The sequence below is a fragment of the Sphingobacterium gobiense genome, assembly GCF_002980575.1.
In the GTDB taxonomy this organism is placed as follows: domain Bacteria; phylum Bacteroidota; class Bacteroidia; order Sphingobacteriales; family Sphingobacteriaceae; genus Sphingobacterium; species Sphingobacterium gobiense.
Genome location: NZ_PVBS01000001.1, coordinates 1,938,499 through 1,959,221, shown reverse-complemented (window position 1 = coordinate 1,959,221; position 20,723 = coordinate 1,938,499). Strand labels below are relative to the sequence as shown.

Sequence of the window (20,723 nt, the reverse complement as noted above, 5' to 3'; positions counted from 1 at the left end):
GTGTTCAATTTAAAAAGCTTCGTTTAATCCAAGGAATAAACCACGCTGGCCGAATCGACCAATGGCGTAATCAATACATAGATTTGTTCGGGTAGCTTTGTTGAATAGCACACGTAGTCCTGTGCCACCCGCTGGCTGCCATTGCTGGAACAGCTTTGTGCCGAGCCGATCGTCGGCCGTTTGAACATTAGCGAAGACAACTCCGCTTAAGAACTGATTGCGCAAAATAGGAAATCGGTATTCCACTTCGGAGTAGAAAAAGGAATTTCCTTTGAAATAGCCATTGGTGTATCCACGGCCGGTACGTGCAAATGGATCTTTCCCCGTGCCGGGAAGATCTAGATAAGCCTGACTACCCCCGACGTTATACGATCCCCAATGCCAAAATGCCAATACGTGATTAGGACGATTGCGTGATAACTGCCAGTACTTTCTGAAATCGGTTTGCAGCTGGTAGGCATTTTGGGCGCTTGCCATCCATTTTTGGCTCATTCGCAGAACAACATCCGCGTAAATGCCCTTATAAGCATTGTTCGGGTTGTCACGCGTCATGTATTGCCAATTAAACATCAATCCATTATTGTTATATTTCTCCGCATTATACCCTGTCAAGTTGCTATATACCTCTAAAGGAGTAACTTCATGATTGCCTAGCGTATATACATTACGTTTTAGTTCAAAAAATATTCCTGCACCGATAAACATATTTGGTGACAACCTTTTGTAAATTCGTTCATTAAGACCATAAACCATAAATTGGTTAACAAAGCGCGTACGGTCTGGATTATTGAGCGTTTTTTCTTCTGGGATATCGGTTTGTACCACATTCCCCATGCCCATACCGTAATCCAATCCCACACTTTTAGCAATAATAATTCCCCCCTTTAAATTCCATTTATTTCTGGGAGTGTAAACATCGTGCATCAAGTAACCGTAGACGATGCCTCTAGTAGTATAGCTTAGTGCTGTAGCAAATGTCGACATGGTCGTGTTTTCTGGATTTCCTACGTACACACCTCCGAAAACTTTTGCTCCAATTTGAAAGCCAATGCTGGGGTTATAGTTTATATTCGGAAGAATGGAAATTCCGGAACGTTTTTTCGAAACCCGGGTCGTCGTATCATGGCGGACAAACCTAATAATATCCTTTATGCCGTCCCCAATATCGTACAGGTGGTCAAAAGTCTGTGTTGTGGTGTCTTTTGTTTCTTGTGTACTGAGTGTGTCTTTCAACACTACCTGTTGTCCAAATAGTCCAGAACAATAAGTAAAGAGGTAGCATAGAAAAACCCACTGTTTACACATCTCACAAAAATAAAAATATTCGTTATACTTTTTTGATTTATAATGTTTTATTCGGCTTCTAAAAGTTGTTTTTCATGTAATTCGAAGTATTCCCCTTCTAAAGCCATCAATTCCTCGTGCGTACCTTGCTCGACAATACGCCCTTCATCCAACACCAGGATATGGTTGGCGTTTTTGATAGTAGAAATGCGGTGGGCGATGAAAATAGTCGTTTTATTCCGCATAATACGACTAAGATTATGGAGGATTTCTTCTTCGGTTTTGGTGTCGACCGCCGAAAGACAGTCATCGAAAACGAGTAGCTGTGGGTCTTTAACAAGCGCCCGCGCAATAGAAACCCGTTGCTTCTGACCACCGGATAATGTAAGACCACGTTCGCCGATTGAGGTCTGAAAACCATTATCGAAATTCATGATATTTTCGTATACGGCGGCGTCTCTTGCTGCCTGCTCCACTTTATCCATCTCTAAGGTGTCCAGACCAAAAGCAATGTTATTTGCGATGGTATCTGAAAAGAGGAATACCTGTTGTGGTACAAAGCCGATCTGAGAACGTAATGCTTTTATTTTTATTTGTTGTAATGGTATGTCGTCATAATAAATATTGCCTCGATCAGCATCATACATACGTAATAGTAAGTTCGCCAACGTTGATTTTCCGGACCCTGTTTTCCCAATAATGGCGAGTGTTTGTCCGCGTTTTATGGTGAACGATAAATTGTCTATTGCTTTAATGCCGGTTTCTGGATAGGTGAACGAAAGATTTTCTACACTTATATTCCCCTGAAGTATAGGGCTTGTATTACCATCTTTTATTTCGGGTTTTGTTTTCAGAAATTCATTGATTCTCTTTTGTGATGCTGCAGCCCGTTGGAATAAGGAGGTTACCCACGCTAAAGACATTGCAGGGAAAGTGAGCTGATTGACATACATGATAAACTCGGCTATGTTTCCGGCAGTAATCGTTCCGTTAGTGACCTCGATACCGCCAACATATACGGTGATAATAGTGCTGAAACCGATGAGGAAGATAATTAATGGAAAAAAAATGGCTTGTACACGGACGAGGTCGAGTGAAACCTTATTATATACGTTACTTTCGTTCCTAAATATGTCCATTTTCTGACCTTCGCGCGAATAAGTTTTGATGACGCGTATTCCCGAAAATGTCTCCTGCACGAAGGAAGAAAGTGTAGATAGCTGCCGTTGTATTCTTTCGCTTCGCTGATTAATAATCCTATTTATAAATAGTATAAGTGCCGATAAAATGGGGATTGGTAGCAAGGAGTACGTGGCAAGCTTCGGATTCACATTATACATCGCATAGATAATCATAATAGACAATACCACCGTGTTGATTGCGTACATGATGGCTGGTCCTAGGTAGTTTCTGACCTGATTGACGTCTTCCGTCGCACGATTCATCATATCACCGGTGTTGTTTTTTCTAAAAAAGGAAAAATCCAGTTCCTGATAATGATTGTAAATTTCATTTTTGAGATCGTACTCGATATGGCGGGATGTGAGAATGATTGTCTGACGCATAAAGAACAAGAAGATACCCCGTAATAAGGAGAGTACTAGCACTACAATACCAAAAAATAGTAGGCTGCTGCCGAATACTTGGTATACTAATTCTTGTCTGTCAAAACCATCATATAGACGATAGAGATCGATATTTTCCTTGACAAGGTCAAACGCTTCTCGGATAACAACAGCAGGTAGGATACCAAAATAGTTGGATATAATGACAAATAATACGCCAGGAATGAGTTTCCAACGGTATTTATAAAAGTATTTATTGAGATAAGCCAACTCCTTCATTGAGAACAAATGTAAGGCTAAAATTTGAAAAAATATTCCCTACTTTTGCAGAAGCAAAAAGAATTAATATACAGCGTTTAAGCAATATTATGGAGGTAAACGATTCTTCTGTTTTCGAAAAGATGGCCATTTCTGGTCATCAAAACTTATTTTTCTGCCAAGATAAAGCGGTAAGCTTGCAAGCGATTGTAGCCATTCACGATACAACATTAGGTCCTGCGATTGGAGGTGTTCGCATGTTGCCTTATGAGTCTTTAACAGATGCTGTTGATGACGCATTACGTCTATCAGAAGCAATTACCTATAAAGCTTCGTTAGCTGGGCTTAATCTGGGAGGGGGGAGTGCGATTATTATTGGTAATCATAGAACAGAAAAAACAGAAGTTTTAATGCGTCGATTCGGAAAGTTCATAGAAGGACTTAATGGAAATTTTATCGCTTCGACGGATATTGGTACGACGCAGAAAGACTTGGAATATATGTTGTCCGAGACAGACTATGTAGTTGGTTTGCCGGCCTCTTTAAATGGAGGAGGAGACACTACAATTTTTGCGGCGCGAGGAGTTTTTTATGGTATCAAAGCAGCGATCAAGGAGTTATATGGAGATGACGGACTGGCGGGACGAAAAATTGCGGTACAGGGTGTAGGGGGCGTTGGAGAGCAATTGGTGGCTATGTTACGCGCAGAAAACGCACGTGTTTACGTGTCGGACATGACCGAAGAGCGCAAGATGAAAATAGCAGCAAAATATAAAGCGGAGCCAATTACCTATTCGACTAGTTTCGAGCTTGATGCCGATGTTTATGCGCCGTGCGCATTGGGAGGCACCGTGAACCCCGAAACAGTGCCCCGTATGCGTTGTCGCATTATCGCCGGGTCTGCCAATAATCAGCTGAAAGAAGTGGGGGAAACGAATAGGTTGCTTAAAGAACGGGATATTTTATATACACCCGATTTTTTGATTAACGCAGGTGCGTTAATTAGTTGTTATTCTGAGCTAGAGGGATATGGGAATGAACGTACAGAAGCATTGATTAAAAATATCTATAATGCAACCCGTCATGTCATTCAAAAATCCATTGAAGATGATATTACCACACACGAAGCTGCAAAACAATTGGCGGAAAAGCGTATATTTGACATCAAGAAAATTAAATAGCGTAAAGCGTGGAAAAGTATAATACGTTCTTATTTATATACAATCGTTCTTTAAATTAAATTATGCTTAATAGAAGGCACCTTAGGGTGAAAGTTATGCAGACGCTATATGCGTTTAGTTTATCTCAGGATAAACAAGTGAAAGATTTCGAAAAGATACTCTTAACAAGTGTTGACGAAGTTAACCAGATGTATATTTGGACATTGAATCTGCTTGACGAAGTTGCGGAATACGTACTAATCGATGCGGAGGGGAGAGCCAATAAATTTTTACCAACCGAAACGGATAAGATCTATACGACGAAATTAAATAGTAATAGTTTTATAGAGTCTCTTCGGCAAAACAGAAGTTACCTGGAAAACGTAAAGAAATATAAGGTTTCTTGGACGTTCGATCCCGAAATAGTACGTTCTATCTTCGCGCAATTGAAAGGATCACCAGAATATATGGCTTACCTGCAGCAAGAAGATAGATCTATTGCGGCAGAGAAAGATATTATCAAGTTTATCTTTAAAAAAGTGATCTTGAAGTCGCCTGAAATTGAGCAAGCTTTCGAAACAAAATTTATCAACTGGCCTGTGGACAAAGAAGTGTTACAAGCTATGATAGCTAAAACGTTCAAAAACTTCAGTAGTGAAAATCCGGGACAAAACAAATTGGCGGATTTAACGCCTAGTTGGGATGAGGATCGGGAATTTATCGTGGAGCTCTTAAAGCAGACTATTCGATATGGGGCTGAATATCAGCAGTTGATATCTGTTAAAACAAAGAATTGGGAAGCCGATCGTATAGCTTTAGTCGATACGCTATTGATGCGTATGGCGATTTGTGAGTTAATTAATTTTCCAACGATTCCAGTGAAAGTTACGATCAATGAATATATTGAGCTCTCAAAGGCATTTAGCACGTCAAAGAGTAATACATTTATCAACGGAATTTTAGATAAAATATTCGCGGAGCTAACACAGCAAGGGCGTATCCAAAAAACAGGTAGAGGACTTAAAGGTTAATATGATGAATATAATTAATTCTTTTTTTATTTGTGCCGCATTAACTACTATGGTTTCTTGCGGAAATTCTGCTAACAAAGATGCAGAAACGGTAGATACGACAGTTAATGAATCTGCTAAAGGAGGCAAAGTTGAATTCGATGAATCTGTTTTTGATTTTGGAGAAGTGAAAGAAGGCGAAATAGTAGAAAAGATATATACTTACACGAACACGGGGACAGCGCCCGTCATCTTGTCGCAAGTTTCTGCATCGTGCGGTTGTACAACACCATCGTACACGCAAACGCCTGTTCTTCCTGGGAAATCTGGCGAGGTAAAAGTAAGTTTTGATAGTAACGGGCAAGTAGGTAAACAGCAAAAAATCGTGACGATTGTTTCCAATGCTGACAATCGTGTCACCACCATTCAATTGAAGGGTGAGGTCTTACCGAAATAAGAATAAATATGCTTTTAGTGAAAAAATAATATTGTAACTTTTAATTTTATATATAATATGATAACTACGTTATTGCAAGCGACACCCGGAGGCAGTGGATTAATGAGCTTCCTACCTATGATTCTAATTGTTGTAGTATTTTATTTCTTCATGATCAGACCACAGATGAAGAAACAAAAGGACCATAAAAAATATATCGAGGAATTAGGCGTGAATTCAAAAATTGTGACTACAGCGGGTATTCACGGACGTATTGTAGAGGTTAGTGAAACGACGTTTCTTGTAGATGTTGGTTCAGGTGTGAAAATCCGTTTCGATAAATCTGCTGTAGCATTAGATGCATCCAAAGCAGCTAACGGTGAAACTGTAAAGAAATAAGGCAGTAGGAACTTAAGTAAAAAGCGATCTGAGCACAGGTCGCTTTTTTTTGCCCCTTTTTCTAAAACCAGGTGCTTATCCATTCCCATAAATATGGGTACTCATGGATAAAAAGGACAATAAAAAAATCATTATTTTTGTCGTTATGATACAACCCCGCATCACGAAGATAAAACGTCGAAAAATCGCAATATTTTTGCGGTGTTTGGGTATTTCGTTTATTGCGTGGTTATTATTTGCGGTATCTACCGAGCAAACATTTCGTATCGATGCGGGTATTTCGTACGTGAATATTCCGGAAAGCAAAGCATTTCATCCATTACAATCAGATACAGTCAGCATCCGGATGAGAATGAGCGGTTGGAAGATGTTCATGAAAAGACTGCGCCCTGATACGCCACATGTGCAGGTGGATTTAAGCGGATTGAGAACGAGGAACTATATTGTGTTTGCGAATCAATTAGGATACATTAACCGACAATTTCCTGCAGATAATCAAGTGATAGGTGTGATACCAGATACGTTGTACTTTGACTTTTCTAAACAGACGCAAAGAAAAGTGCCCATCCGCCCACTATACGATATCCACTTTAAAAAGCAGTACGGCATCATTGGTGACATGCGGGCTAATCCCGAGTATGTGACGGTCACAGGTCCATTGGAGGATGTTGCCAATATAGATTATTTGGAAACTGACACGATCCGAGGTGCAGAGGTAGCAACAGATATTCGCACGATTGCTTATTTAAATAAACATCAAAAAAACAACATAACGATTTATCCTACGTTTTCAGAGATTACTATTCCGGTAGGGGAAATCACGGAAAAGGTGATCGAGCTCCCACTCAAAGTGGAGAATGCTTCGCGGTATACTTCGGTTCGTACCTTACCAAGCAAGATTAAAGTTACGTTTCTGGTATCGTTGAAAGATTATAACAAATGGTCGTCACGGAATTTTGAAGCTATCGTAGATATGGAAAATTGGGAAAGAAATAAGGTACAGAATCTACCTGTAATTTTAACGCAAATCCCTGAACATTGTAAGGTGATTAGTATTGAACCGCAAAATGTTGATTTTTTTGTAAGGAGATAATATGGGGTTGAAGATTGGTATTACTGGAGGAATAGGTTCAGGAAAGAGCTACATAGCGAAAGTCTTCAAAGCGCTAGGAGTACCATTTTACGATGCGGATAACGAAGCGAAGGAATTGATGAATACGAATCCAGCTATCATAGACGCGTTGATATCGGAATTCGGTAAGGAGGTTTATGATATAGAAGGCCGTTTGAACCGTGGTTACTTGGCCTCACAAGTGTTTCGAGATAAAGATAAATTGGATAAACTGAATGCTATTGTGCATCCTATTGTGATTCAACACGGAGAAGAATGGACAATATCGCAGACTTTTCCGTATTCATTGAAAGAAGCAGCCCTGCTTTTTGAAAGCGGCTCATATAAAAAGCTGGATTATACTGTTCTGATTACTGCACCAATAGCCATACGTATAGCGCGTGTTATGCAACGGGATGCGGTAACTAGAGAAGAAGTGTTAGACCGTATAAATAAACAACTACCTGACGAAGAGAAGCAAAAACTTGCTGATTTTACAATTATAAATGACGGCTCAATCCCCCTACTCCCGCAGATATTACCGTTACACAGCCAGTTTCTAGAAGGGCGAAAAGTATGAATGAGATTTTGGATGATTTTTTAGTAAGAGATGATATAGGCTACTATTGTCGATATGGAAACTTTTATATAGATGCAATGCACCCCGTTGCAAAAAATATCATATCGCATGCACACGGTGATCATGCCACCAATGGGCATCAAAAAATGTACGCCACGGCAGCCACATTCGCATTTATGAAAAATAAGTTCCCGAAAATGGTGGTAAATAGTCTTGAAGTGATAACATTCGGAAGTACTTTTTCGTTAGGGGATGTACATATTACTTTTTTTCCTGCCGGGCATATATTAGGCTCTGCACAGGTTTTGATGGAATATCAAGGGGTGAAGTATTTGTATACTGGAGACTATAAATTACAGGAAGATGCCACTTGTGAACCGGTTGTATTGTCAAAAGCTGATGTGCTAATCACCGAGTCGACCTTTGCGAATCCCGCCGTATTCCATCCGGACGTCAAAAAAGAGATTTTAAAGTTAAAGGATAAACCAAGCAATATTATGCTTGGATGTTATGCATTAGGCAAAGCGCAACGGCTAACGGCGTTGATTAACGATTTGCTGCCGGAAAGAGAAGTGTTGGTGCACCATAAGATGTATGCTGTTCATAAACTATATAATGAGTTGGGTTACAAAGCACTTCGCTATACTTTATATAATCGCAAAGCGATGAAAGACGGGAGTACCAACAAAATATATTTGGTGCCTCCGCTTACGTTCAACAGTTATTTTAAAGCAAAAAATGTATTGAGGGCATTCGCCTCCGGTTGGGAACGGTTGCAAAAGCAAAATGACATTGAGTTATATATTTCTGATCATGTCGACTGGAAGGATATTTTGTATTTCATTGACAAAGTACATCCGAAACAGATATGGACAATCCATGGGGACGGGAAATATTTAAAAAAACATTTCGACGGAAAACTTATTGTCCGGGATATCCTATCGGCTACGTAAAATCGGCGGTGCAATAGCCATGCACCGCCCTAAATAATCTATCTAGTGCTTAAAATGTCTTACACCGGTTGTGACCATCGCCACACCCTTTTCATTGGCCATGTCAATAGACAGCTGATCTTTAATGGAACCGCCGGGTTGTAACACCGCTGCTACTCCTGCATCGCCCGCTATTTCAACGCAGTCGGGGAATGGGAAAAAGGCATCAGAGGCCATTACACTCCCTTTAATATCGAAACCAAAAGATTGTGCCTTTTCGATAGCTTGTTTTAACGCATCCACGCGTGATGTTTGTCCGACACCTGACGCAACCAAGGTGTTGTTCTTGGCAAAAACAATCGTATTCGATTTGGTATGCTTTACAATCTTATTCGCGAAATACAGATCATTTAATTGCGCTGCTGTTGGCTGGGTTTCGGTAACTGTTGTCATCGCGTCAGGACCTTCTACTGTGTGATCCTTGTCCTGTACGATAACGCCGTTCAATAACGTTTTGAACTGTTCTTTAGGCAGCTGGACATCTTTACGTTTTAAAATGATACGGTTTTTCTTTGATGTCAATACGCTTAGAGCATCCTCCGTATAAGAAGGCGCAATAAGTACTTCAAAGAATAGGTTACTGATTTCGTTCGCTGTTTCTTTATCAATCTCTCCGTTAGTAATCAATACACCTCCAAATGCCGAAACAGGGTCACATGCCAAAGCATCAATCCACGCTTGTTTTGTAGTAGGCCGTGAAGCTACCCCGCAGGCATTTGTATGTTTTAGAATGGCGAATGTAGGGTCGTTAAACTCATCGATAATGGCAACGGCTGCGTCTACATCCACTAAATTGTTGTAAGAAAGCTCTTTCCCGTTTAGCTTGTCGAACATAGCGTCCAAATCACCGAAGAAAGTTCCTTTTTGATGCGGGTTTTCACCGTATCGCAGTGTTTGTGCTCGTTGAACTGATTGCTTAAAAACAGAAAGCGGATTTTCTTGATTGAAATAATTGAAAATTGCAGTATCGTAGTGCGACGAAGTGTTAAAAGCTCGTTTCGAAAATTCTCTGCGCTGTTCCAAAGTAGTTTGTCCCTCTTGTGCAGCTAAGATAGTTTCAAGTTCTTGGTAATCACTTTTCGATGAGATAATAACCACGTCGTTGAAGTTTTTCGCGGCAGCACGGATTAAAGAGATACCACCTATATCAATCTTTTCAATAATATCTTGCTCTGAAGCGCCAGAAGCCACTGTTTCTTCGAAGGGGTATAGATCTACTATGACGAGGTCAATTTCCGGAATTTCGTATTGTGCTAACTGTTCTTGATCGCCTGCTAATGGTCGACGTGCTAATATGCCGCCAAATATTTTCGGATGTAGTGTTTTTACGCGGCCACCTAAGATAGAAGGGTAGCTAGTCAAATCTTCTACCGCGACAACGTCGACTCCTTGCTCACGGATAAATGCTTCCGTACCGCCTGTAGAGTAGAAAGTAACTCCGTATTTATTCAGTAGTTTAATGAGGGGGGCTAAGTTGTCTTTGTAGTATACCGACACCAGAGCATTTTTAATCTTAACAGGATGATTCATATGTGTAAACATTATTTATTAAGGGCCATATGGAATATCCAGATTTCCTACGGAGAGCTCGCTACGCTCGGTTATACTCATTCGCATTTGTGTAGTAGCAAACATGGATATTTCATCGCTCTATTTTTGGAGTGACAAAGATAAGAATTTAAGTGGTGGAAAAAACATTGCCTTTTAAATTTCACGGATATTTTCTACATTTAGCCATAGTCGATAAAAAATCAGATGTTTTCAGATATTCATAATTTTACCCATATGCATATTAAAAAAATAATTAAGCTCCTTTGTGTTTCGGTTTTATTATTTTTTGTCGCGTGCGGTGATGTAGCCAATACGGTGCCGAATACACTCAGCGAAAAAGAGAAAAAGGAAGGCTGGGAATTGCTTTTCGATGGGCGATCTTTGTCTAATTGGCATGTTTATAATCGAGGGAATACGCCGTCTGCTTGGGTAGTACAAGGAGGCGTCCTTTATTGTGATCCCAATAGCGATCTCAAAAAGGGAGATCTGGTTACGGATAGGGAATTCGAAAACTATGAGCTGATATTTGATTGGCAACTGGAGAAAGCGGGAAACAGCGGTGTTTTTGTGAATGTTCAGGAGCAACCAGATATCGACGCTACCTACCATTCGGGACCAGAATATCAGCTTCTAGAAGATTCACATGCCGATTTTGACAAACCATTGAAACGGTCGGGTTGCCTATATACTTTTTTCCCGCAGAAGAACTTCGTCAACACAAAAAAGGTAGGGCAATGGAACCATTCGCGAATTATACAAGAAAATGGAAAAACGGAATTCTATCTTAACGGCAACATGACGGCTCAAGTAGATTTCAACTCCACAACATGGAAGAATTTAGTTTCCAGAAGTGCATTTAAAGATTATCCGGAGTTCGGAAAACACGACAAAGGACGTATCGCCTTGCAAGACTGGTCGCGGGGAGTTTCTTTCCGAAATATTAAGATAAGACCGCTGTAAAATAGATATGAAATATACGTATCGGGAAAGCGAAGGTGGACATACTTGGTCAAATTGGCGATTATATTTAACGGAGTTTTTGCCGTTGTTATTTCAATGATTTTCATTCATAAATTTTAAAAGAGATGGCCCATAATAAAGAACTACAAGAATTAGCCTCGCAATTACGACAACCGCAAGGTGACAACGGCGTTAAAGTTGCTGAAATGATGAATGAAACGAATATCAACATGACGCTTCATTCCATAAAACGGCTGGATCTACAAGATGGGGAGCTGATATTGGAGCTTGGCCATGGCAATTGCGGTCATCTTGCACAACTGCTCGAACAAAAAAAGAACCTAAGCTATTACGGTTTGGAAATGTCTGTGCTCATGCAAGAAGAAGCACAACGCTTAAATTCGCAATTTCTGGATAATGAGCAGGCTAGCTTTTATTTGTATGATGGCGTGCATATTCCATTCGAAGACAATTTTTTTGATAAAGTTTTTACAGTAAATACCGTTTACTTTTGGGATGACCCAAGGGCACTGCTAGCTGAGCTTTATCGGGTAATAAAGCCGGGCGGGGTATTAAATATTACTTACGCTCAAGGTGATTTTATGAAACAACTGCCTTTTGTTGAATTCGGTTTTACCCTATATGACGACGAAAAAATTAAAAAAATTTTCGATAATACGGCTTTCCATCCTAGAGGGATAGAGACGCAAACAGAAACTGTTAAAAGTAAAACTGGGGAAACGGTGGATAGGACGTTTACAACGATTACGATGAAGAAGAAATAAGCCGTCCGTATTATTCGTCTAAAGCAACCGCGAATTAATATCCCGATTAATTATATTTCTTTAATAGATTCTCGATGACTTTCGGAAAATATTGATGTTCTAATTGCTGCCCTTTAAACTTGATAACTTCCAATGTATCCTCCGGTTCAATCTTGAATTTAGCTTGGTGGATTACCTCTCCTTCATCAAAGTTTTCATTAACGAAATGGATTGTGATGCCATGTTCTTCATCTCCCGCCGCAAGAACAGTCTTATGAACGCGATCGCCGTACATTCCCTTTCCTCCATATTTAGGTAGTAAAGCAGGATGGATATTGATGATTTTATTTGGGAAAGCTTTCAAAAGATGTTGGGGAACTAACCATAAAAAACCAGCTAGAACAATGAGGTCTATCTCCAAACGTTTTAAAATATCAATGATTTCATCTGTTTCATAAAGAGCTTTCTTGTCAAAAATATGCGACGGGATCTCGAAGTTATCGGCACGTTGTAGAACGTAGGCTTCAGGATTATTGCTCAACACCAAAGCTACCTCGGCCAGATTGGAATACTTAAAATGTTCCATAATTTTCTGTGCATTAGAACCTGAGCCGGAAGCAAAAATAGCAATGCGTTTTTTCACGATAATGTGTCTTTTATTTATTAAGTTGATTTTTACCCAAACTTAGGTAATTTTTCGGATACTTTCGAGTGCGAGTTTATCTTTCTAATATGGCTTTAGCCTATTCTCCCAACAATTTTTCCACGATTTCGGTACTGATCGGATGCACGCTTTCGGAGGCATTAGATAGAATGACAACCGCAGTTTTGGTATCTGGAGAGATGCCTATGAATGAACTGCTGCCTGCCGTTCCGCCCGTGTGATGGAAATATATTATACCATCAAGCATGCTCATGTGCCAGCCTAAGCCAATATCCATATTATCTGGCGTAAAAAAAGTGAATTGTCTCGTTAAGGCCATCGCGTTTTGCAACTCGTTTTCTGGCATTTTGAATTGTTCGACAGCAAATAGCATAAGATCTCTTATGTTAGATTTTAAGCCACCAGCACCTACCATCGTTTTCCAATTCCATAGTGGTGTTGTATTTCCGTCTTTATCTAATCCAAGGAGAATCGTTTGCTGTTTTTTCGTATCTGGCCTGTCGGTCGTGTTGTTAAGTAGTAAAGGTGCCAAAATAGTCTCTTGTAGGCATTCCATATAAGATTTTTTGCTGATAATAGCGATTAGCTCGCCCAACACCCCATAGCCAACGTTACTATATTCATATTCCACGCCCGGCTCACGCAGCGGTTGGTAATGTTTTAGAAAGCTAAAAAGCGCTTTCTGATCATAAGCTGTATAGGGGTCTTTTTCATTATATCCAGCAATCCGGTTCCAGTTATCTGCCATGCGCGGAAGCCCAGATGTATGGTTCGCTAAAGTTTTAAAAGTAATTCCTTTCAATGACGAATTGGAAGAAACTGAATCGGGGAGGAAACGTGCTATGGAGTCATCCAACTGGACGATGTCTTTTGTGACGAGATCAGCAAGCAATGTCGCTGTGAATACCTTGGTTAGCGAACCTATTTCATACAATGTATTTTCTGTGGGAAGTGTATTGTTGCCTTTTTCGGTTTCACCGTACAGAAATGTTTTGTATTTATTTTTGTGAAAAACCGCCACCGCCAAAGACTGTGTGTTCGTTTTTTTGATATACGTATGGGCTACTGAATCAATGTAGAAATCTAAGGGGGTTTCCTTTTCTACCTGACTAATCACTTCTTCTTTTTCCGGTTTTTCAACTTTCTGCGTACTATTGTCTGCTGGGGTAAAAGCTAAAGCAGTATAATGATATGTACTGTCTACAGCCAGTTTGGCCAGCAGTTGACGCTCATCTGTAAAATATACCCGATAAGTGGCTGTCTGACTTTTAAAATCTTCCACTTCCACATCGATTATTCTGCCTAATTGGTAAAGATTCTGTAGCATAAAGGTGAGCTGGTCCTTGCTAACTTGTTCTTTAAAACCATCCGAGGCTAAATTGTAAATAGAATCTGTCATCTGCATGTTGATGAAAAATTCTATTTTATTGAAAACAGCTCGATTGGCATCTTCTGTCCTCGTTTGTCCCAATCCCGTCAGCGCAGAGCACATCAACAGTAAGAAAAATAAATAGCGAATCATACCGCAAAATTACAGAAATATCCCCTTCTTATAAAACACTAATCCGTGTAATGATAAAAGGGATATTCTAGATGGTCATTAAAAGACAAATATTTAGATGTGAAACGAACGTTTATAAGCCAATTATTTGTTTTAAACGTGCGTATCCCGACTTACTGATATTGATTTTTTCCCCAGTTAACAATGTGGCGATGTAACTTTCTTTCTCCATCGGCTCAATTTTCGCAAGTTGATCTACTTTCGCGATAAACGAACGATGTACCCGTACGAATTGCTTAGGGTCTAACTGTTTCTCAAAAGAGCTCATTGTCTTATTTTTTAAAAACATACCGTCTTTCGTGTGTATTTTGACGTAATCGTCGTATGCTTCCAAATACACGACCTGTTGCACAGGGATTATCTTAATCTGTGAACCGTTTTTTACAACGATACGCTCCAATGTTTCTTCCTCTCTAACAGCGTCTATTTTTGCAGAAGTTTCCTTTGGAGTTTGGTTAAGATGCCTATTTTTGAATTTTGTTAATGCCTGTTCGAATCGATCTCTGTTGATTGGCTTTAGCAGATAATCAATTGCGTTTTTCTCAAAAGCTTTGATGGCAAACTCGTCAAAAGCTGTCGTAAAGATGACGTTGGGCATCTCGTCTAGAATCTCTAACATTTCGAATCCGGTCAATTTTGGCATTTGAATATCCAAAAAGATAAGATCAGGATGTAACTGTTGAATCATTTTTGCACCTTCAAAGCCATCTCCGCATTCGGCAACGATTTTGACATCATGGTGTTGTTGTAAATATTCGGAGATAACCATGCGTGCTAAAGGCTCATCGTCTATAACGATAATCTTAATCATATTGTGGAATTTTTAGGGTTGATGTAAATATATGGTCTTGAATAGAGGTTTCCAATAAATCTGTACGACTATACAGCAAGAACAGTCGACGTTGGATACTGGAAAGCCCAAATCCGGTGCCTTTTCTGCCTTCAAATTGATCGGAATCAAATGGATTTGTAATCTTAATATACAACATGTAGTTTTCTATACGGATATCAATCGTGATTTCGACCTCACCAATCATGTTATATAAGCCAAATTTAATAGCATTTTCTAATAGAGGCTGGATAATCATTGAGGGAACTTTCGCGTGATCTGTTTCTTTCTGTAAATGGAATTTTGTCGTTAACCGATGTCCGAAGCGTACTTTCTCAATATCAAGATATAGTCGTAAATGGGCGATTTCATCCGTGAGCGGGATTAGTTGCTTATCATCTTTCCGCATCGTGCCACGTAAGAAATCAGAGAGCTGGAATGTCATATTACGCGCTTCATCAGGCTTAATACCAATAAGAGCGATGATTGAGTTAAGGCTATTAAATAGGAAGTGGGGTTGAAGTTGTTGGCGCAAATTATACAATTCTGCATCTCGTAGTATGCGCTCTGATTCCTCTTTTCTTTTTTTATTTTCCTCATACTCTTCCTGGATATTCCAGAAAACATTGATAATCGTTACACACAATAACAATAGAAAGTTAATGATAAAGCGATAGGGTAAGACTTGGTAAAAACGCGACAATGAGAAATCGTCAAAAAACTGATTTAGGAAAAATATAGACAGTCCGATACTCATAACGGTCAGGACTAAACAAATTAATATAATTTTCACATATTGATTCTTGCGCGGCAAATAAAATTGCAATGTGGTGTAAATTAGATAACAACAGATGGTTATAGAAAGCGAACCCACTATCGGTTCATAAGGTGCAACCGCTTTCGGACTCAAATCCCACCACAATAGGAAATAAGAAACAGCAAAATATAAAATGCAGATCGTCCATGCACTAACATGGATTAGACGGTTTTTTGTCGTTAACTTAAACGTCATTATACATTAACTGTTTTTTATGGTGATGTTTCCGAAGATAGATGTACCAGTGATATACAGGCATTTGTTCTGATCTGTTACGTTAGCCAATATTACACGTCTGTCGTCGTTCTCGCTCAATATGCTTGAAGCCGTTGTCGCAACGATCCAGTGTGGAGGGACAATAATCTTCGTGCTTCCGAATAGTTGAAATACATCCAGCGCTACCGGCTGCTGTATATCAGCCTGCAGTAAGTTGATTTCGGTACTACCAAAGAGATTCGTCATAGTGCCTCCGCGAAAATTTTTCGAGAAAATAATTTTTTTTGCGTAACCAAATATAGATTCTACTTTGATGTAGTTTTCCCCTTCATATGTGTATGCCTTTTTTGTTTGTTGTTGATCATCAAGGGATCCATCACGTGGTCGTTCAAATGAAGATTTATACGCATCAGCAGGTTCATTAGCAACATCCACGCGCTTGTCCCAGTCGAATTCATCTTTGTCTTTGTCCGACGGCGTGTATGGAGGAATAGGCGGGGTTGATTGATTACGGTTCCGTACAATAAAATAGATGCCGAGGATGATAGCCATCATAGGAAATATGGTGCCCCAGAAAGGAACATCTAAAAACCTTTTGAGAAAGAAAAGTCCACCAATCGCAATCAAAATGATCGAAGATTTCTTTTCAAATTTTGAATTTATACCAATCACTATCCCAATGATGATCAAAATCATTTCCCAACCAAAGATGTTCCTCGGAAACGGAAAACCCAGGTCCAGATTACGCATCAAGAGAGCCATACCCAAGAATACGATGGCAAATCCGACAATATTTGCACTTTTGTTATTGCCGCGGGGCGGAATAGGGGGTGGTGTTTTATGATCTCTTTCTCTTTCCATCACTACTTGTATTTTTATATTTAAGTCAAAAGTAATGCAATCCTTAATAATACGTTAACCAAAATAGGTAATACAATGCACTTTTTCGGTAAACGCCTTTTTTTTTTCGGTGAAATCTTTCAATTACGTAAATAAAGTCTCGAGAAAATTCTTGGTGCTTTCATCCATGTTGGTATTCGTACAGCAGATTATAAAGGTTTTTTTAATTAAATTTGGAAACATGAAATTAATTATTATATATTTATAGCGAAAAAGGATTTAAACTTAAATACTTACAATACACTACTAATGGGAGATTTTGAAAACAAAGAGCGTGAAGAAGTATTTTCAAAAAAGGTGAGAGCGGGAAAACGTACTTATTTTTTTGATGTAAAAGCAACTCGTTCGAACGATTACTATGTAACCATCACGGAAAGCAAAAAGCGTTTTGAAGATGGACAATTTATTAAGCACAAGATTTTCTTGTACAAAGAAGATTTTGAAAAATTTGCTGAAGGGTTGACAGAGGTTGTGGACTATATCAAGGCTAACCAAGAAGTTGTCGAAAAGCGTTACGAACCGAATCAAGAAGACCCGGCCGAATATGCACAGAAAGACGATTATTCTTTCTAACGCATTTGAACGTAAAACATATGAAGCCACTATTAAGTGGCTTTTTTTATTATATTATTGTTAATTTCGTGGCGTTATCAACATCCATTATGAATAAGATTTTAGTAAAATCACTTATAGGGCTTCTATTTGTTACCCAGTTACAGGCTCAGAAGAAAACATTGAGCTTTGCCCAAGCATGGGGGCAGGAAACTTCGATCACGAAACCGATCAACCAATATACTGGTTGGGCGGATAATGATCATTATATTGAACGTGATGTTACGGACGGCAAACTTTATCAAGTGCATGTAAAAACAGGTGAACGCATATCTTATACGCCGCCGGTTAAGTCGGATACAGAGGTGTTTGTTAAAGATAAAGATATCTATATCCGTTACGGAAATGATCCGGATAGACGCTTAACACAATCCTCCGACATAGAAGAAAAGAATCCAACGTTGTCGCCAGATGGGAAATATGTAGCATTTACGCGGGATAACGATTTATATAGTGTGAAAGTAGACGATGGAAGTGAAATTCGCTACACGTCAGACGGTACAGATGTTATCTATAACGGTTGGTCCTCTTGGGTGTATTATGAAGAAATTTTGGGTCGTCCAACAAATTATAAAGCATTTTGGTGGTCACCAGATAGTAAACAATTGGCTTTTATGCGCTTTGATGATACGCAGGTGCCAATGTTCCCTATTTATGTTTCGAAAGGGCAGCACGGATATTTGGAGGAAACACGCTATCCAAAAGCGGGGGATCCTAATCCTGAAGTAAAAGTAGGTTTTGTCAAGGTGGAAGGGTCTCCAATTGTTTGGGCAGATTTTAACGAGAAAGATGACCAATATTTTGGAGAGCCTTATTGGAGCTTTGATAGTCAATCCATCATGGTACAGTGGATGAATCGCGACCAAACGAACCTGAAATTCTATTCCGTCAAACCTACGGATGGCAGTAAAATCGAGATATATGATGAAAAACAACCCACCTGGATTAATCTTGATCACAGCGAACGCATAACCTACTTGGCGGACAACAAGCATTATATTTTAAAGTCTGATCGTACGGGATGGGCTCATTATTATCTATATACATTGGAAGGCAAGTTAGTTAATCCATTGACGTTTGGTAATTGGCAAGTAATGTCGTTGGAGTTGATAGACGAAAAAAATAAAGTCGTGTATTTTACAGCACGTAAGGAAAACTCTGCTACTGTAGATCTATATCGTGTAGATTATACCGGAAAGCGATTAAAACGCCTGACATTCGGAGACTATACGCATCAAGTGAAAGTTTCACCAGATGGAAAACACTTTATAACTAACTATTCTAATGTCTCCACTCCAAATAAAGTAGTATTAGTCGATAATAAAGGTAAACTCATAAAAGAATTGGCGGATAGTAAAGGAAGTCATTTTGGCGATTATAATATCGGGAAAACGGAATATTTTACTATTCCCTCAGAAGACGGAAAATTTGATTTACCGATTATCATAACGTATCCTGTAGATTTTGACGAAAGTAAAGTTTATCCAGTAATTATGAGCATTTACGGCGGACCTGATGCTGGAACCGTGCGAAACACCTGGAAAGGCACATCTAATCAGTATTGGGCGAAAGAAGGAATCATCCAAATTGTCTGTGATCACCGGGCCTCCGGTCATTTCGGCAAACAAGGTGTGGCTTTGATGCACAGAAACCTGGGCAAATGGGAAATGATAGACTACATTACCATTGCAAAATGGTTAAAAGCAAAGCCATGGGTAGCCAATAATAAACTGTTGATTACTGGGCATAGTTATGGTGGCTATATGACCTGTTTGGCGCTGACAAAAGGTGCCGACTATTTTGACTATGGGATTGCGGGCGCGCCCGTGACTAGTTGGGAGCTGTATGATACGCATTATACGGAGAGATGGATGGACACTCCTCAAGATAATTCACTAGGATATCAAGCGGGTTCGATACTGACGTATGTAGATAAATACAAAGGAGGGCTGCGCATTATGCACGGAGATATTGATGATAATGTACATATGCAAAATACGATGCAATTGGTGGACGCATTGACAGACAGGGATGTTCCCTTTGAGCTAATGATTTATCCTGGTAGTCGTCATGGATTTGCACGTTCGAAATCAGCATATGATTTTAAAGAACGGGTACGCTTTTATTATCATTACTTGTTGGAGAAACCGGTGCCAGAAGAATTTAAATAGTATATTACTCATCATCGTTTTTTTTCTTTTCGGTATTCGTGAATGCATGGCATTTTATTTAGGTTTGCATAATTATTTTTCACCATGTTACAGCATTTGAAGCAAAGCACGTTTAAGGCAAACGATGTTCTTATGAAAGCAATAGGTATCTTGAAAAGCCATTATTTTTCAATTGCGGGGCTTTGCTTTTTATTATTTATAACATCCAGTTTGTCATCCTATTTAGCATTTACATTGGGGGACTCGAGTGGGAGCGTGGTGAAAGGAGTGTTGTGCTTCGTCTTTGTGACGTTGTTTTTCGGTACGCAACTGGTCCTGATAAAAAGGGCCTTATTGCTTGCGCAAGGAGTTGAACATACAGATTTTAAAGATTATATTCCATCGGCAAAACAGTTTGTGAACTTTTTGATGGGGTTCATTCTATATTCTTTTCTATTGGGAATAGTTTATTTGCTTTCCTCTACGCTAAGCTTTCCTCTGCTGTATTTAGGAGCGGATATGGAAACATTAAGTATGGAAGTTAACCCGTTTCTCACGGGTTTGATTATGATGTTCGTATTGCTTCGAATCACTTTTTTTCCTTATTTTATCGTAGATAAAAAACATGGTCTTTTCCGGGCCTGTCGTTTAAGTATCGCGTTGACCAAAGGAAACGTTATTAATTTATTGTTATTAATGCTAGTTGTAGGTACCGCTTACATACTTCAAGTCTCATTTGAATATCTGGGTTACTTTATTATAGCCAAAATCTTTAGTGCGGTCAACACTTTTGTGATCATACCATCCGTCAGCTTGGTTATGGCGGTGGCCTATCATAATATGATGAAGGATTATAAGGGAGGAGATGATCCACAATTATTAAAAAATATAATTTAAACACGCA

At 39.3% G+C, this 20,723-nt stretch carries 20 protein-coding genes; 12 read left to right on the top strand and 8 right to left on the bottom strand.

The genetic code is table 11. The features are described 5' to 3' along the window. Nucleotides 1-9 precede the first annotated feature (9 nt). Together C5749_RS08735 and C5749_RS08730 are read right to left on the bottom strand one after the other, a co-directional pair. A complete protein-coding gene (locus C5749_RS08735) occupies nt 10-1,305 on the bottom strand; it encodes a BamA/TamA family outer membrane protein (protein WP_105724882.1) in 1,296 nt (431 codons plus the stop codon). A gap of 47 nt (nt 1,306-1,352) precedes the next feature. Further along, the gene (locus tag C5749_RS08730; RefSeq protein ID WP_105724880.1) at nt 1,353-3,128 is read right to left on the bottom strand and encodes an ABC transporter ATP-binding protein; all 1,776 of its coding nucleotides are present in this window, start codon (nt 3,126-3,128) and stop codon (nt 1,353-1,355) included. A gap of 89 nt (nt 3,129-3,217) precedes the next feature. On the opposite strand from C5749_RS08730, the gene C5749_RS08725 reads away from it, so the two are divergent. The 7 genes from C5749_RS08725 (at nt 3,218) to C5749_RS08695 (ending at nt 8,756) form a co-directional block, all read left to right on the top strand. Then, a complete protein-coding gene (locus tag C5749_RS08725) occupies nt 3,218-4,288 on the top strand; it encodes a Leu/Phe/Val dehydrogenase (protein ID WP_105725353.1) in 1,071 nt (356 codons plus the stop codon). A 62-nt stretch (nt 4,289-4,350) separates the two neighbouring features. Then, nucleotides 4,351-5,298 (top strand): transcription antitermination factor NusB, encoded by a 948-nt coding sequence (gene nusB, locus C5749_RS08720; RefSeq protein WP_181151317.1) that lies wholly within the window; start codon nt 4,351-4,353, stop codon nt 5,296-5,298. Between the two features lies 1 nt (nt 5,299). Continuing rightward, a complete protein-coding gene (locus C5749_RS08715; protein WP_105724876.1) occupies nt 5,300-5,734 on the top strand; it encodes a DUF1573 domain-containing protein in 435 nt (144 codons plus the stop codon). 57 nt (nt 5,735-5,791) lie between these two features. Next, on the top strand, nt 5,792-6,112 hold the full coding sequence (yajC, locus tag C5749_RS08710) for a preprotein translocase subunit YajC (RefSeq protein ID WP_105724874.1): 321 nt from the start codon (nt 5,792-5,794) through the stop codon (nt 6,110-6,112). Between the two features lie 103 nt (nt 6,113-6,215). Continuing rightward, nucleotides 6,216-7,205 (top strand): CdaR family protein, encoded by a 990-nt coding sequence (locus tag C5749_RS08705; protein ID WP_245893667.1) that lies wholly within the window; start codon nt 6,216-6,218, stop codon nt 7,203-7,205. Between the two features lies 1 nt (nt 7,206). Beyond that, complete coding sequence (coaE, locus tag C5749_RS08700) at nt 7,207-7,803, top strand: dephospho-CoA kinase (RefSeq protein WP_105724872.1); 597 nt, start codon at nt 7,207-7,209, stop codon at nt 7,801-7,803. Beyond that, nucleotides 7,800-8,756, top strand: coding sequence for an MBL fold metallo-hydrolase (locus C5749_RS08695; protein WP_105724870.1), 957 nt, complete (start codon nt 7,800-7,802; stop codon nt 8,754-8,756). Before coaE ends, C5749_RS08695 begins: the two co-directional genes overlap by 4 nt. 42 nt (nt 8,757-8,798) lie before the next feature. Here C5749_RS08695 and purH read toward each other — a convergent pair whose 3' ends face one another. Next, nucleotides 8,799-10,325, bottom strand: coding sequence for a bifunctional phosphoribosylaminoimidazolecarboxamide formyltransferase/IMP cyclohydrolase (gene purH, locus C5749_RS08690; protein ID WP_105724868.1), 1,527 nt, complete (start codon nt 10,323-10,325; stop codon nt 8,799-8,801). Nucleotides 10,326-10,580: 255 nt separating this feature from the next. Between purH and C5749_RS08685 the strand changes: the two genes are divergently transcribed. Further along, nucleotides 10,581-11,306 carry a 3-keto-disaccharide hydrolase gene (locus C5749_RS08685; RefSeq protein ID WP_105725349.1) on the top strand — a complete coding sequence of 242 codons (726 nt, stop codon included), beginning with the start codon at nt 10,581-10,583 and terminating at the stop codon, nt 11,304-11,306. Between the two features lie 125 nt (nt 11,307-11,431). Continuing rightward, nucleotides 11,432-12,091: a class I SAM-dependent methyltransferase gene (locus C5749_RS08680; RefSeq protein WP_105724866.1), complete on the top strand. Its 660-nt coding sequence runs from the start codon at nt 11,432-11,434 to the stop codon at nt 12,089-12,091. A gap of 46 nt (nt 12,092-12,137) precedes the next feature. On the opposite strand, the gene purN is transcribed toward C5749_RS08680, so the two are convergent. The 5 genes from purN to C5749_RS08655 form a co-directional block, all read right to left on the bottom strand. After that, nucleotides 12,138-12,713: a phosphoribosylglycinamide formyltransferase gene (gene purN, locus C5749_RS08675; RefSeq protein WP_105724864.1), complete on the bottom strand. Its 576-nt coding sequence runs from the start codon at nt 12,711-12,713 to the stop codon at nt 12,138-12,140. 100 nt (nt 12,714-12,813) lie between these two features. After that, a complete protein-coding gene (locus C5749_RS08670) occupies nt 12,814-14,256 on the bottom strand; it encodes a serine hydrolase domain-containing protein (protein WP_105724862.1) in 1,443 nt (480 codons plus the stop codon). A 112-nt stretch (nt 14,257-14,368) separates the two neighbouring features. Next, nucleotides 14,369-15,106, bottom strand: a complete 738-nt coding sequence (locus C5749_RS08665; protein ID WP_105724860.1) for a LytR/AlgR family response regulator transcription factor — start codon at nt 15,104-15,106, stop codon at nt 14,369-14,371. Then, nucleotides 15,099-16,136 carry a sensor histidine kinase gene (locus C5749_RS08660; RefSeq protein ID WP_245893666.1) on the bottom strand — a complete coding sequence of 346 codons (1,038 nt, stop codon included), beginning with the start codon at nt 16,134-16,136 and terminating at the stop codon, nt 15,099-15,101. Before C5749_RS08660 ends, C5749_RS08665 begins: the two co-directional genes overlap by 8 nt. Nucleotides 16,137-16,142: 6 nt before the next feature. Further along, a complete protein-coding gene (locus C5749_RS08655) occupies nt 16,143-17,018 on the bottom strand; it encodes a LiaF transmembrane domain-containing protein (protein ID WP_105724856.1) in 876 nt (291 codons plus the stop codon). 288 nt (nt 17,019-17,306) lie between these two features. Here C5749_RS08655 and C5749_RS08650 point away from each other — a divergent pair, with 288 nt between their 5' ends. The 3 genes from C5749_RS08650 (at nt 17,307) to C5749_RS08640 (ending at nt 20,716) form a co-directional block, all read left to right on the top strand. Beyond that, nucleotides 17,307-17,630, top strand: a complete 324-nt coding sequence (locus tag C5749_RS08650; RefSeq protein ID WP_105724854.1) for a DUF3276 family protein — start codon at nt 17,307-17,309, stop codon at nt 17,628-17,630. A gap of 20 nt (nt 17,631-17,650) precedes the next feature. Further along, nucleotides 17,651-19,840 carry a S9 family peptidase gene (locus tag C5749_RS08645; protein ID WP_245893665.1) on the top strand — a complete coding sequence of 730 codons (2,190 nt, stop codon included), beginning with the start codon at nt 17,651-17,653 and terminating at the stop codon, nt 19,838-19,840. Nucleotides 19,841-19,972: 132 nt separating this feature from the next. Further along, nucleotides 19,973-20,716, top strand: coding sequence for a hypothetical protein (locus C5749_RS08640; protein WP_146113720.1), 744 nt, complete (start codon nt 19,973-19,975; stop codon nt 20,714-20,716). Nucleotides 20,717-20,723 lie beyond the last annotated feature (7 nt).

Coding starts and splice junctions, on each gene's coding strand:
- C5749_RS08735 (WP_105724882.1), bottom strand. CDS start 1,305: ATGTGTAAACAGTGGGTTTTTCTATGCTACCTCTTTACTTATTGTTCT.
- C5749_RS08730 (WP_105724880.1), bottom strand. CDS start 3,128: ATGAAGGAGTTGGCTTATCTCAATAAATACTTTTATAAATACCGTTGG.
- C5749_RS08725 (WP_105725353.1), top strand. CDS start 3,218: ATGGAGGTAAACGATTCTTCTGTTTTCGAAAAGATGGCCATTTCTGGT.
- nusB (WP_181151317.1), top strand. CDS start 4,351: ATGCTTAATAGAAGGCACCTTAGGGTGAAAGTTATGCAGACGCTATAT.
- C5749_RS08715 (WP_105724876.1), top strand. CDS start 5,300: ATGATGAATATAATTAATTCTTTTTTTATTTGTGCCGCATTAACTACT.
- yajC (WP_105724874.1), top strand. CDS start 5,792: ATGATAACTACGTTATTGCAAGCGACACCCGGAGGCAGTGGATTAATG.
- C5749_RS08705 (WP_245893667.1), top strand. CDS start 6,216: ATGGATAAAAAGGACAATAAAAAAATCATTATTTTTGTCGTTATGATA.
- coaE (WP_105724872.1), top strand. CDS start 7,207: ATGGGGTTGAAGATTGGTATTACTGGAGGAATAGGTTCAGGAAAGAGC.
- C5749_RS08695 (WP_105724870.1), top strand. CDS start 7,800: ATGAATGAGATTTTGGATGATTTTTTAGTAAGAGATGATATAGGCTAC.
- purH (WP_105724868.1), bottom strand. CDS start 10,325: ATGAATCATCCTGTTAAGATTAAAAATGCTCTGGTGTCGGTATACTAC.
- C5749_RS08685 (WP_105725349.1), top strand. CDS start 10,581: ATGCATATTAAAAAAATAATTAAGCTCCTTTGTGTTTCGGTTTTATTA.
- C5749_RS08680 (WP_105724866.1), top strand. CDS start 11,432: ATGGCCCATAATAAAGAACTACAAGAATTAGCCTCGCAATTACGACAA.
- C5749_RS08670 (WP_105724862.1), bottom strand. CDS start 14,256: ATGATTCGCTATTTATTTTTCTTACTGTTGATGTGCTCTGCGCTGACG.
- C5749_RS08665 (WP_105724860.1), bottom strand. CDS start 15,106: ATGATTAAGATTATCGTTATAGACGATGAGCCTTTAGCACGCATGGTT.
- C5749_RS08660 (WP_245893666.1), bottom strand. CDS start 16,136: ATGACGTTTAAGTTAACGACAAAAAACCGTCTAATCCATGTTAGTGCA.
- C5749_RS08655 (WP_105724856.1), bottom strand. CDS start 17,018: ATGGAAAGAGAAAGAGATCATAAAACACCACCCCCTATTCCGCCCCGC.
- C5749_RS08650 (WP_105724854.1), top strand. CDS start 17,307: ATGGGAGATTTTGAAAACAAAGAGCGTGAAGAAGTATTTTCAAAAAAG.
- C5749_RS08645 (WP_245893665.1), top strand. CDS start 17,651: ATGAAGCCACTATTAAGTGGCTTTTTTTATTATATTATTGTTAATTTC.
- C5749_RS08640 (WP_146113720.1), top strand. CDS start 19,973: ATGAAAGCAATAGGTATCTTGAAAAGCCATTATTTTTCAATTGCGGGG.